At 53.7% G+C, this 12,409-nt stretch carries 14 protein-coding genes; 3 read left to right on the plus strand and 11 right to left on the minus strand.

The genetic code is table 11. The features are described 5' to 3' along the window. The first annotated feature begins 62 nt into the window (after window positions 1-62). Together MHI42_RS08105 and MHI42_RS08110 are read left to right on the plus strand one after the other, a co-directional pair. Window positions 63-1,469 (plus strand): RsmF rRNA methyltransferase first C-terminal domain-containing protein, encoded by a 1,407-nt coding sequence (locus MHI42_RS08105; protein WP_342423442.1) that lies wholly within the window; start codon window positions 63-65, stop codon window positions 1,467-1,469. Between the two features lie 115 nt (window positions 1,470-1,584). Continuing rightward, window positions 1,585-1,674 (plus strand): sporulation protein YjcZ, encoded by a 90-nt coding sequence (locus MHI42_RS08110; protein WP_197073075.1) that lies wholly within the window; start codon window positions 1,585-1,587, stop codon window positions 1,672-1,674. A gap of 6 nt (window positions 1,675-1,680) precedes the next feature. On the opposite strand, the gene MHI42_RS08115 is transcribed toward MHI42_RS08110, so the two are convergent. The 8 genes from MHI42_RS08115 to MHI42_RS08150 form a co-directional block, all read right to left on the minus strand. Further along, window positions 1,681-1,914, minus strand: a complete 234-nt coding sequence (locus MHI42_RS08115; protein ID WP_342423443.1) for a hypothetical protein — start codon at window positions 1,912-1,914, stop codon at window positions 1,681-1,683. Window positions 1,915-1,974: 60 nt separating this feature from the next. Continuing rightward, window positions 1,975-2,133 (minus strand): hypothetical protein, encoded by a 159-nt coding sequence (locus tag MHI42_RS08120; RefSeq protein ID WP_171718426.1) that lies wholly within the window; start codon window positions 2,131-2,133, stop codon window positions 1,975-1,977. Window positions 2,134-2,166: 33 nt separating this feature from the next. Further along, entirely contained in the window at window positions 2,167-2,970 is an 804-nt protein-coding gene (locus MHI42_RS08125) for a Cof-type HAD-IIB family hydrolase (protein ID WP_342423444.1), read from the minus strand. Between the two features lie 909 nt (window positions 2,971-3,879). Further along, window positions 3,880-4,644, minus strand: a complete 765-nt coding sequence (locus tag MHI42_RS08130) for a pseudouridine synthase (protein WP_342423445.1) — start codon at window positions 4,642-4,644, stop codon at window positions 3,880-3,882. A 3-nt stretch (window positions 4,645-4,647) separates the two neighbouring features. Then, window positions 4,648-6,255, minus strand: a complete 1,608-nt coding sequence (locus MHI42_RS08135; protein ID WP_342423446.1) for an RsmB/NOP family class I SAM-dependent RNA methyltransferase — start codon at window positions 6,253-6,255, stop codon at window positions 4,648-4,650. A 95-nt stretch (window positions 6,256-6,350) separates the two neighbouring features. Then, window positions 6,351-6,833 carry a DUF309 domain-containing protein gene (locus MHI42_RS08140; RefSeq protein ID WP_342423447.1) on the minus strand — a complete coding sequence of 161 codons (483 nt, stop codon included), beginning with the start codon at window positions 6,831-6,833 and terminating at the stop codon, window positions 6,351-6,353. Further along, window positions 6,799-7,611, minus strand: a complete 813-nt coding sequence (locus MHI42_RS08145; protein ID WP_039299775.1) for a GTP pyrophosphokinase family protein — start codon at window positions 7,609-7,611, stop codon at window positions 6,799-6,801. Before MHI42_RS08145 ends, MHI42_RS08140 begins: the two co-directional genes overlap by 35 nt. A 27-nt stretch (window positions 7,612-7,638) precedes the next feature. Next, the gene (locus MHI42_RS08150) at window positions 7,639-8,733 is read right to left on the minus strand and encodes a quinone-dependent dihydroorotate dehydrogenase (protein WP_342423448.1); all 1,095 of its coding nucleotides are present in this window, start codon (window positions 8,731-8,733) and stop codon (window positions 7,639-7,641) included. A gap of 208 nt (window positions 8,734-8,941) precedes the next feature. Here MHI42_RS08150 and MHI42_RS08155 point away from each other — a divergent pair, with 208 nt between their 5' ends. Then, window positions 8,942-9,079, plus strand: coding sequence for a hypothetical protein (locus MHI42_RS08155; RefSeq protein ID WP_171718430.1), 138 nt, complete (start codon window positions 8,942-8,944; stop codon window positions 9,077-9,079). On the opposite strand, the gene MHI42_RS08160 is transcribed toward MHI42_RS08155, so the two are convergent. The 3 genes from MHI42_RS08160 to MHI42_RS08170 form a co-directional block, all read right to left on the minus strand. Beyond that, entirely contained in the window at window positions 9,076-10,479 is a 1,404-nt protein-coding gene (locus MHI42_RS08160; RefSeq protein ID WP_342424699.1) for a L,D-transpeptidase, read from the minus strand. The genes MHI42_RS08155 and MHI42_RS08160 overlap by 4 nt on opposite strands. Window positions 10,480-10,705: 226 nt before the next feature. Continuing rightward, window positions 10,706-10,948, minus strand: coding sequence for a ferredoxin (locus MHI42_RS08165; protein WP_036702186.1), 243 nt, complete (start codon window positions 10,946-10,948; stop codon window positions 10,706-10,708). 159 nt (window positions 10,949-11,107) lie between these two features. Beyond that, complete coding sequence (locus tag MHI42_RS08170) at window positions 11,108-12,400, minus strand: DNA polymerase IV (protein WP_042235047.1); 1,293 nt, start codon at window positions 12,398-12,400, stop codon at window positions 11,108-11,110. Window positions 12,401-12,409 lie beyond the last annotated feature (9 nt).

Consider the following 12,409-nt stretch of genomic DNA (forward strand, 5'->3'; position numbering starts at 1 on the left):
TGAAACAGCAACTAAGATGACAGCTTTACTTATCTTGGATTTTGATTAGAGGAGAATGACGTATGAATGAAGAACGGCTGCCTGCCGCTTACACCGCTGACATTAGAGAGATGCTGGGGGATACGGCAGACGCTTTTCTGGAGAGCTATCATGCACGGCGGACCCAGGGTCTGCGGTTCAATGGTTTAAAAAGCATTTCAGATCCGGGCCGCACAGCTGCGGAACAAGCAATATCCCAATTTAGCCTGTCGCCGGTCCCTTGGTGTCCTGCAGGATTTTATTATGAAGAGCCTGCACGGCCGGGGAGACATCCTTATCATACCGCCGGACTATATTATATTCAGGAGCCCTCGGCAATGTCCGCAGCTGAGCTGCTTGGACCGCTTCCCGGGGAGACTGTACTCGACCTGGCTGCCGCACCGGGAGGCAAAACCACCCATATTGCCGCGCTGATGCAGGGACAAGGCTTGCTGATATCCAATGAAATCCATCCGGAACGGGCCAAAATACTCGCAGAAAACGTAGAGCGGCTTGGGATAGCTAACGCGCTTGTCACCTCGGCAACCCCGGGGGAACTCTCCAAGCGGTTCCCTGAAGTTTTTGACCGGATTATGCTTGATGCGCCTTGCTCCGGTGAAGGAATGTTCCGCAAAGATCCTGCCGCCGTAAGCGAATGGTCACCGAAGCATGTGGAGATGTGCGCGGCCAGACAGTGGGATATATTGCAGGATGCCTACCTGATGCTGAAGCCGGGCGGCAGTATGGCTTACTCGACCTGCACCTTTAACCGCAAAGAAAACGAAGAGACGATCGAACACTTCATACAGAGCTATCCCGATATGGAGCTGATCGTTACGAAACGGCTGTGGCCTCATTTGGAAAAAGGCGAAGGGCATTTCGTAGCCCTGCTGCGCAAGGCAGTTGTAGAGGAAGATGCCGAACCTGCACAGCGTCAGGGCCGCAGCAAACGCGGAGACCGCGGCAAGAACAGTCCGAAAGTAAGCTCCTCGCTCCGGGATGCCTATCAGCAGTTTATGAGCTGGTCGTCGGTAGAACTGCCCGGGTTTGCCGGAAGCGGCGTACCGCTTCTCTTCGGTGAATCCCTGTATCTGCTGCCTGAAGCATTCAATGACCGGCTGCACACCGGCCTGCTGGACGGCCTTAAGGTTCCGCGTGCCGGACTGCATATTGCCCACTTGAAGAAAAACCGGATTGAACCCGCCCACGCTCTGGCTATGGCGCTGAGACCGGATCAGGCGGCGCGGAGCTATGATATGCCTGCCGGGGGTCCGGAAATCCAGGCCTGGCTGCGCGGAGAGAGTCTGCCCGTTCCGGCCAGCCTGCATGGCTGGACACTGGTCAGTGTGGATGGCTTGCCCGTAGGCTGGGGCAAAGCCAGCTCCGGCCAGCTGAAGAATCATCTGCCCAAGGGCCTGCGGATTCTGAAAGCCCATATTGATGAGGTTTAGGCTGCTGACCAGTTCAGGGAGCCTCCTTACGCATATGATGTCATTATCCCATGGAGCTCCGCTGAACTACTAACGCGGCAATGGGAACAGACATGAGTCAAGGGAGGAATCAGACATGGGTGCAGTTCCAGGCTTCACATCGACCGGTGCGATTTTGGTGCTCTTCATATTGCTCGTTATCATTTCCCGTTCGTTGTTTGTCTAATTCCGCTTAAGCAGCATAGCGTATAGACACAAGCGGCCCGGCCGTTCCTTTCAGGAGCGGCAAGGCTGCTTTTTTGCGTTTTTTATTTGCAATTTTCATTTGCACTTTACATTTCCACTTTACATTTTCACTTTTTATTTGCGTCTTTATCTGAACGGAACTCCACAAAAAAAGCACAGCACAGAGCCGCCAAGGCACTGAACCATGCTTTATGTGTTCTTCGTCTTCTGCAAGCTTCACTGATCCTGAATGCGACGAAGCAGCCCGGGCTGTGGGAATAGTTGGATTTTCAACACTTAATCATTCCGTCTCTGCTGCTTTGCCAATAATAAGTGGATAATCGTCACTAAATCCGCCCATATTCCCGATATTCTCCAGAGGGAGTGGAATTAAGTGTCTTTTTTCCAACTGCTGCCCTGTGTCCGGAGATTTCTGCATAATTAGATGACGTTTTTCCACTTATCACACCGCCGGGGCCAATCAAGACAGAAGTCAGGAAGACAGGCAGTATTTCACCAGCGCATCGCGCACGCCATTGTCATTATTCGTTCCGGTAAGCGCATCTGCTGCTGCCTTGACCTCAAGCGGTGAGTTGTCCATAGCAACACCCAGGCCGGCATACGTCAGCATAGAAATATCATTATAATAATTGCCGATCGACAGGACCTGCTCCTGGGGAATGCCCAGCTCTGCGGCCAGGTTCTTCAGGGCATTGCCTTTGGAGGCTTCCGGGTGCATGAAGTCCACGAAGAACTCTCCGCTGCGCAGAATGTTATACTGCTCTCCCCAGGTAGACCATTCCCGCTGCGCTTCATCCAGAATATCAGACTGCGTGAACACGGTGAATTTCACAATCGGTTCGCGGAAATCCTCCCAGGCCGGCAGAGATGCAGGCATAATCCGGAAATGCTCATACATGAAGTTGGCTTCCTTGGTCAAGTTCTCGACATTATCGACATACATATCGAATGCAGTGTTAACGTCGAAATGAATATCATGTTCGCGGCAATACGCAATATACGGATCGAGCCCCCTGGCGTCCATTCCATATTGGTGCAGTACTTTTCGGTCCTTCACACTCACGGTCACCGCTCCGTTATGCCCCAGCACATATCCCGACAAGCCCATCTCTTCCATGAACGGAATCGAATTCTGCGGGCTGCGTCCTGTACACAATACGATCTGGCCGCCCTGGCGGGTAACCTCGGCAATGGCCGCTTTATTCTCGTCACTTAAGTGATGATCATCGTTCAGCAGCGTTCCATCCACATCAAGTGCTATCAGCTTGTATTTCATACTCCACCATCCTTATTTCTCTGTATAATCTACAACACACTCTATATCAAAAGCTTACCTGTACCCCATCAGCTACGATTCCGTTTATATCAAAGGTTGTGTAAATCCTTCACCCGCGCAGCTGCCCAAAATCGGCTGAATAGTGCGTGAGTCTCGGAGGTATCGTAAGCGAGCCATCCGTCAGTTCAAAACTCCTGAACTCAATCCACGTAATTGTTCCTATCCTACACTGCAACACCTGCATTTACGCCAACAAGAATGTATTTTCGTTCTAAAGGACCTTAACGCTAACACGCACCTCCACAGCAGCTGGAATCGGCGTGAATGCCCGCATATAAAGGCACCCGACTTGATACACCGCCATCCAGATCTCCACAATAGTCTAACGTCAGATATAAACCAGTGAAAACTACGTTGGCCCATCGCTTGCTGAGGGTTTGCAGTAACCCGATTACGGTATGCAATATGCTTAATTGTACTTTGTACAACTAAAACGTCTGATTTACAACCGATTCTCCGTTTAGTTGTATTTCGTACAATTAAACTGCCATTGCGCCTTGGTTTTCACCCATTCGGGCAGATTTAGTTGTACAGAATACAGTTATAAGACGTAAGCATCTCTTTTCGCTGTTTTTAATTGTACATTATACAACTATCTCTGAATTTTCATTTGGATTGAGCACATCAAAAGCAGCGTTGTTGAATACACTCACTTTTTCAGTTCTGAAGTTGCACTAGCTAGTATCCGCTACGGTCCGGCGTACAGTCATTTCAGCTATACTGCATGCAAGCCCAAGCCCCGGCGGTCCGCCGAAGTTGTATTAGCCTTCCACTCTTTAGGATCTGGCAATCTGCCAGGTCCGCTCTTCATTTGCTGGATATGCCGCTGCATCACTTATACCCGCCAGCTTATTCCTCCGCCCCGCCCCGGCGCAGCAGCTCCAGCTCTTCAGCAGTCAGCTCCCGGCAGGCGCCAAGCGGCAGGCTCTCATCCAGCTTCAGCTCACCCATCGATACGCGCTTCAGGAAGACAACCTTCTTCCCGACCGCCACGAACATCCGCTTCACCTGATGGAATTTGCCTTCCGTGATCGTGAGCGAGATATACGACAGCACCCTGCTGCCTCTTTCTCTGCTCAGAATCCTCAGGCTTGCCGGAAGTGTCACATACCCATCCTCCAGCTCCACTCCGGCTGCAAAAGCGGCCACATCCGCCGCATCGACCTCACCTTCGACCGTAGCTTCATAGGTTTTGGGTACATGCTTGCGCGGGGACAGCAACTCATGAGCCAGCTTGCCGTCGTTCGTCAGCAGCAAGAGGCCCACAGTATCCTTATCCAGCCGTCCCACCGGGAACGGCTCGAACAGCGCATGCTCAGCTTTAAGCAGATCCAGAACCGTCCGGTCGCGTTTGTCCTCAGTCGCGGACAGGACGCCCGGCGGTTTATTCATCATCAGATAGATGTATTCCCGGTAGAGAACCGGCTCACCGCCAACCTCGATCACGTCCTGCCCGGGGTCTACATGAAAGCCGCTGTCTTTGACAACAGCGCCATTCACCGTAATCAGCCCCTGCTTCGCCTGCTTGCGGATATCGCTGCGTGAGCCAATGCCCATATGGGACAATACTTTATCGATCCGCTGCTTCTTATTCGTATTTCCTGCTCCACTCATAACCTATGTCCACCTCCAGCCTGCGGGATATTCGTTCTTCAGCATACCGTCCTGCCATTTGCCCCAGCCTGCGCTGAAGCCGTCAATGCAGACGAGCATGTAACCCTTGGAGGCATGTCCGGCCTTAATGGACAGGCGCTCTTCCGGAATCGACAAGGTCTCTCCCTTCAGGTAGGAGACAGCTTCACCGCTTGCACTGGACAGCGACACACTTCGGCTGCTCTCCGCAGGATGCAAGGCTGTTGCCAGCGGATGGCCGGGAATGAATCGGCCGCTCTTCATATGTCCGACATACCAGCCCGGACGGATCGTCTTCAGTCCGTCCAGCGCTTCACGCGGCAGCGGCGAGATATACAAGTGATCTCCGAACCATATCGGATATCCGGCGGGCAGCTTCCCAAGCAGCTCCTGAATAAAACCAGCATACACCGCAAGTGATGCTTCTTCTCCGGTTCCCTGGACCTGCCGTCCGGCAGCAGCTCCAGTTTTGCCAAGCCCCCGTCCGCCCTTGCCTGCGCGCCCGCTATCTGCTCTGCCGGCTGACGCTTTGGCAGGGGAAGCGGACCTGGTATCCCAGTTACGCGGAGATACGGATACGGGCGCCTCTTTGAAGTCTGTCTTTGCTTCTTTGAAGTCTGCCCTTGCTTCTATGAGGTCTGCCTTTGCTTCTATGAGGTCTGCTCTCGCCTCTATATCTGCCTCTCCAGCTATATCAGGACTTCCGTCATGCCGCAGCACGGCCATGAAGTGTCCTTCGCCCTTGACCTTGTGCGGCCACAGCCGTGCAGCACCCGGCAATGGACCTAATCCGGCAGCAAAAGAGCCGCTGCCGCCCACCGGTACCAGCGAGAACTGCGGATGACCGGATAAGAAGCCGTCAATCATCTCTTCGTTCTCTTCCAAGGCGAACGTACATGTCGAGTATACGACCGTTCCGCCCGGCTTCAGCGCTGCCGCTGCCGCCGCAAGGATCTCCCGCTGCATACCGGCATATTTGGCCGGAGTTTCCGGTTCCCACTGCTTGACCATATCCTCGTCCTTGCGGAACATGCCTTCACCGGAGCAAGGCGCATCAATCAGTATCCGGTCGAAGAACCCGGGAAATGCGGCGGCAATCCGCTCCGGGCTCTCATTCAGTACAATTCCGTTACGCACCCCGTACAGCTCCAGATTCTTGGCAAGTGCCTTCGTCCGTTCCGGATGCAGGTCGTTGGTAACCAGCATACCTTCGCCTTGCAGCTTGGCGGCAATCTGCGTGGATTTGCCGCCGGGCGCGGCACACAGATCCAGTACCCGGTCACCCGGCTGAACGCCAAGCAATTCGACCGGTGCCATGGCACTGGGCTCCTGGATATAGTATAACCCGGCATGATAATACGGGTGTTTGCCGGGTCTGGCTCCCTCTCCGGTATAGAAACCGGTAGGGCACCAGGGAATAGGCTCCAGCCCGAAAGGGGATCGTCCGCGCAGCTCGTCCACAGTAATTTTCAGCGTATTTACGCGGATTCCTCCGTAGGGGGACTGCTTATATGTATCCACAAATTGATCGTACTCAGTTCCCAGCAATTCTTTCATGCGCTCCATGAAAAGCCCGGGCAGTTGTACCGCCATGATGCCGTCCTCCTGCTCAAATAATCAAGGAACACCCCTGCGGGTGCTCCTAATGTTGCCTTCCTATATTCAATCCGCTCTATGCCTTGCTATATTCATTCTGCTCTATGCCTGGGTCTATCCGGCCGCTGCGGCCCCCGGCGCTGGGGAAGCTGCGGCTTAAGAGACTGAGCAGTCATTCCCGCCGCTTCTTCCAGCACAGGGTCAACAATACGGATCGTCAGATCATAATAGGGAAACGGCTGATCTTCATAAGCTTCAAGCCGGGCGGCATACTCTCCCACCTCCTGCACGAGCTTCGCCAGATCAATCCCCAAGGTAACCGCCGGATATCGACGCAGTACTTCATAGGACTGCCTCAGCATGATCCGTCCGCCGCGCACATTGGCGTTACGGAAATGATACAGTCCGACCGCTACCTGCAGCAATGCTTTGTAGAGCGGGTCGCGCTGCTGTTCCAGCCATAGCTCCTCAAGCACCTCATGACATTCGAAGTAATCCCTGTCCCGGTTGAAATAGATCAGATACTCCAGGTACAGCGGCTCATAGGCCATCCGGCTGGCTGCCCTTCTTGGCATTCGAGAGCAGCTCCCGCACATGATCCAGCAGCTCCCGCATAGCATCCATATCCTGAACCTGCCAGATGGCATTGAACCGCTCCTGGCACTCAATCGCTTCATTCACGAGGTGATAGAAATACAGCTGATGGATGGCTTTGAGCAGCTGGGTCGTCGTATTCGAGTTCTCTTCGAAGGTCTTCTGGGCTTCCAGAATCTCTTCACGGATACTGGACATCTCGCTGTCCAGTATCGATGCCGCTTCCGCTGCCGTCTTCAGGCGGACCCGCATTTCATCCGGCAGGCTCTCGCGGTATTTATAATTCAGCGAATGCTCAATGGTCGCCCAGAAGTTCATCGCCAACGTGCGGATCTGGATTTCGGCCAGTACAATCTTTTGTCCAAGTGCAGTCTGTACCGGGTATCTGATAATCATATGGAAGCTGCGGTATCCGCTTTCCTTGTAGTTGGTGATGTAATCCTTCTCATATAACACTTCAAGGTCCTTGCGGGCGCGGATGTACTCCGCCACTCTGCGGATATCCTCGACGAATTGGCACATAATGCGAATGCCGGCGATATCCTCAATGCCCGTTTCCAGATCCTCCATCTTCACGTTTAACCGCTTAGCCTTTTCGAGTATGCTCGACAGCCGTTTGACACGTCCGGTTACGAACTCAATCGGTGTATATTCTTCTCTTTTCTTGAGTTCCGAGCGCATTGTTTTAAATTTAACCTTCAATTCCTCCACAGTCTGTTCATATGGAAGTAGAAAAGTTCCCCAGTCCCTGACGTCCATCGCCTTGTCCTCCTGTCCATTCATCCTTCAGTGATGATCAGCGCCCACCGCTTCTAGGAGCCCCCGGAAACCGTCCCGCCGCAGCAGCTGCCGTAATCCGGCATGCACTTTGCGGTTAACCTCCGGTCCTTCATAGATGAGTGCTGTATAAATTTCGACCAGGCTTGCGCCTGCCCGGATTTTGTCATAAGCATCCTGGGCTGTAAAAATCCCGCCCGAGCCGATAATCGGCAGCTTGCCGCCGGTCTGGCTGTAGATTCTGCGGATAATCTCTGTGGAACGGTCACGCAGCGGCTGGCCGCTGAGTCCTCCCGTTTCACCGGCTTTGTCACTCTTCAGCCCTTCACGGACGAGTGTCGTATTGGTGGCAATCACACCGTCCATCCCAGCCTCTGTGATTGTATGTACCATATATTCCAGCTCGGCGTCGCTGACATCAGGAGCAATCTTCACCAGCAGCCCTTTGGCTTCTCCGGTCTTCTCCCGCTGCAGCTCCATCTCTTCCTTCACCTGGCTAAGCAGGTTCGAGAGCTCGCTGCCATGCTGGAGACTCCGCAGATCCGGCGTATTCGGCGAGCTGATATTGACCACAAAAAAATCACCGTACGGATATAGCGTACGGATACACTGGCGGTAATCCTCATGCGCCAATTCATTCGGGGTGGCCTTGTTGCGCCCGATATTGACCGCAACCGGAATCCTGCGCTTCTTCATCCCCTTCAGACGTTCAGCCATTGCCGCTGCGCCTTCATTGTTGAAGCCCATCCGGTTAATCAGCGCCTTGTCGGGCAATAAGCGGAATAACCGGGGGCTGTCATTGCCCGGCTGGCCCAGCGGCGTCACTGTGCCCACTTCCATAAATCCGAAGCCGATTGAAGAGAAGCCTCCTACCGCTTCAGCATTCTTATCCAGTCCTGCAGCTAAGCCTACCGGTGTGGGGAAATGCACGCCAAACAGATCCACTGCCAGATCAGCAGTCTCAGGAACACCGTACATGAGGCGCATCGCCGCACTTCCGCCGGGAACTAAATTCGCTTTATTTAGTCCGCCTATGACGAGATGGTGCGCCTTCTCCGGGTCCATTTTAAAGAAAATTGGTTTACCAAAATGTCGATACAGCACCGTTCTCGCTCCTTCAAGGGAACCACAAATCGCAGGGCGACTCCCGTATCTATAGGTTTCTTCTTAATTTTATCCGTTTCCGGGTGAAAAGAAAAGTTTTTTGCCGCAGCGATTGTTCCAGCCTGTCCCTCAGAGTATAGTAATTTTCTTGTAAACGCATTACAATGTAAGGGTAATCACAGATAAAGAGAGAAAGAAGGATGACAATATGTCAACTAAACGCAAACCTCCTACCCTGCAGCAGAAAAAAGAAGAGGTTAACCGCAAGGCAATCCTATGGATCAGTGCAAGTCTGGTACTGCTGGTTCTTCTCATTGTCGTTTTGTTTCTCGTAGCAGGGAACTAATTCAACCAATGGTAGACCTTATGGGGGTTGGTCTGATTTGGGGGCGCATCCGAAGGGAACCGGTCCTCCGGCACGGCTAGCTCCTCAGGCAGAACCCCTTTACTAATCTGTACTTTCGTGCCCATCGGCACCATCGCGAACAGCTCCTCCACATCCTTCCGGCTCATCCGGATACAGCCCAGTGATTCATCCTTCCCGATGCTTTCCGGTTCATTCGTACCGTGTATCGCATAATTACTGTCCGAGAGCTGCATGCCCCGGCTGCCGAATTCTCCGTTATCACGTCCATTCGGATTGACCACTTTATCCCGAATGACGAAATTCCCCTCAGGTGTGTTGTCACCGCCAAGTCCAACTGCATAGTTCCGCAGAATAATATTGCCGCTGGTTACTGCCAGACGGTGTTTTTGTTTATCTACAATAATCGTGAGCGGTGCTGTAAAAAAGGGCATATCCGCCCCGCCGGCTCCGCTGCCCGCCTCAGGACTGCCCCCGCTTGTCTGACCTTGCCCCGGTAAACCGGCGGCCGGTGTTACGGCAGGCTGCGGAGAGGGGCTTGGCACTGCAGCAAGTCCCGCTGCTGCCCCGCGGAGCGGACCGAACTCCTCCTTCATCAGCGGTGTCGTGCCGCCCAGCCAGTTGGCCGGAAAAGGCTTCGCCAGCTCCTGTAGCGAACCGGGAAGGGCCCCCTTGCCCGTCTTATAGGCCCGCATGGCACTCCAGAGCACGGCAAGCTCCTCCTGCTTCTCCTGCCACAGCTCCGCCTCCTTCTTGATTTCCGCCGGATCAGGCGGCTGGCAGTCACATACAGCCGGATTATAGGACTGGTACACTACGCGTCCGTCCCCGCTCTTGGCAAGCGTAGCCGCCAGCGGAAGCTTCTTCTTCCACACCAGCCACTTGCCCGCCCGCTCCATGCTCAGCATCGCCGTGGCGGAAGGCGTTTGTGCCTTCTGCAGGATACCCGCCAGTCCCTGGCCGCCGGAAACGGCATCTGCCCCTACAGCGGTGAAGGACAGGCTTGGCTGAACTGCCGTAGTCTCTTCTTCATCTGATGCCGGCAGCTCAGTTAGGGCAACAGCCGCATTCTCCCCGTCCGGTGCTTCAGAGCTTTCCTGACTTACCCCCGGTGCCACTGCAGCCGGGATCAGCAACAGCAGCAGAAGCATCAAGGCCAGCAGCACACGGCGTTTCCGCAGCCTGCCTGCCTGGCGTTCCCGGGCGGATTGCAGCAGCCCATCCTCATATTGCTTCAGCATATCGGCCGGCACCTTGCTGTGCTCAAAAGCTTCATACACTTCGCCGGCCTGGTTGAAGCAGTAATTGGCTTTTCCCTGCTGACCGTTCTTATAGTATTCCTTACCGAGCAAGTACCATGCCATCTTGTTATCAGGATGCATCTGCACATATGCTTTAAGATGCTGCGAATTTTTCACATTGGCCTCCGGGAATCTATGATTCAACTTAGTTTCTTTATATTTTATATCGGTCAGGACATTAAAAAAAGACATCTCAAGCCGCATTTATCACGGTCAGGAGATGCCTTTATGTTAATGTAAGGATCAAATATAAGTATCACCCTATATCCGATCCTTACATTAGGTACTGATGAATTGAAGTCCGGACTTAGCCTTCTTTGTTGAACGGCGCATCCGCAATCTTAATGGAGTCTGTTGGACATCCGTCAGCGGAATCCTGCAGGTCATCGAACAAGTCGTCCGGAATCACTACATTCCCGTGGTTACCGTCATTCTCGTAGATCACTTCTGCCAAACCTTCGTCATCGTAATCAAAAATATCAGGGGCCGTCGCGCCACAAGCACCACAAGCGATGCATGTATCTTTTTCGACCCAAGTGTACTTAGCCATTTTATCTCTGCCTCCCGTTAAACAATACAGCCTGCAGTAGCAGCCTGTTATTTTTCTCATATTAATATAAATAGGATACAATTTCAATGAATTTTCAATGTGTTTACAGTATTGCCCTATTAAACGGCCGCATCCAGGCTGCAATTCCGGGCCGATATCTCAGTCGGTATCCCGGTCCGCACCACTGAGATTGTCCTTCTGCAGCGAGGTTCCCCGCTCCTTGTGATTGCGCAGCCGCGCCGAGTGGCTGTCGGTGAGCATCCCTGCTGTCAGCACCGCATTCTCGCCGAACTTGTTGCGCAGCATATCCATCGCCTTATTCAGTGATTCCTTCTTCGGCTGCCGTTCGTAATCGAACAAGTCCAGCTGAATGGCGGAATCCTCCTTGAGTGTCAGGCCCTGAAGGGTCACCCCCAGCAGCCTCACCGGCTTGTCGCCCTTCCAGTGGCGCGCGAACTGGTCCAGGGCAGCCTTATAGATGTCTTCAGCGCTCTCTGTAGGTGCCTCCAGCTGGCGCGAACGGGTAATCGTCTTCATATCCGGTGTACGGATCGTTAGCTGCACCCCTGCAGCGACCAGACCCTGCTTCCGCAGCCGCCGCGCCACCTGATCACTGAGATTCAGCAGGATCGGACGCGCCTCCGCCAGCCCCACCACATCCCGCGGCAGCGTAGTCGTGTGGCCGATGGACTTGCTCTGTTCCCGCTCAGGGTTCACTACCCCGTGATCGATCCCGTTGCCGGCCCGCTTCAGCCACGAGCCCATCACGCCAAAATGTCCGACCAGCATCGCCTCATCCGCTGCCGCCAGCTGTCCAATGCTGTAAATACCCAGCTTCTTCAGCTTCTCGGCCGTCTTGCTGCCGATTCCGAACATCTCGTTGCAGGGTTTGTTCCATAGAATGGACGGCACATCGCGCAGCCGCAGCACGGATATGCCATTCGGCTTTTTGAGATCAGAGGCAATCTTCGCCAGCAGTTTATTGGGGGCAATCCCGATGGAGCAGGGCAGACCCAGCTCTTCCATAATACGCCGCTGCAGCGTCTCGGCAATCTGCGGAGGGGTCCCGAATTGGCGCGAACCGGTAATATCCAGATAACATTCGTCTATCGATACCGCTTCAAGCAGCGGAGTATAGCTGTAGGCAATCTGCATAAATGCATTCGAGTACTTGCGGTATAAATGAAAGTCCGGCTTAATAAGGATTAAGGATGGACAGATTCGCAGCGCCTTCTGCACCTGCATCCCGGTTGAGATGCCCAGCCTGCGTGCGGCGTAGGAGCAAGTGACGATAATCCCACGTCTGGACTCCACGCTCCCGGCAACGGCCGTCGCTTTACCTTTATACTGCTCCGGATCCTCCGCCTCATGCACCGAGCAGTAAAAGGCATTCATATCCACATGTAGAATAACCCTGCCGCTTGCCGGATAATACTGATCCACATTCTGCATGGTATCTAC

The sequence above is a fragment of the Paenibacillus sp. FSL E2-0178 genome (assembly GCF_038593005.1).
Taxonomy (GTDB): Bacteria; Bacillota; Bacilli; order Paenibacillales; family Paenibacillaceae; genus Paenibacillus_AQ; species Paenibacillus_AQ phytohabitans.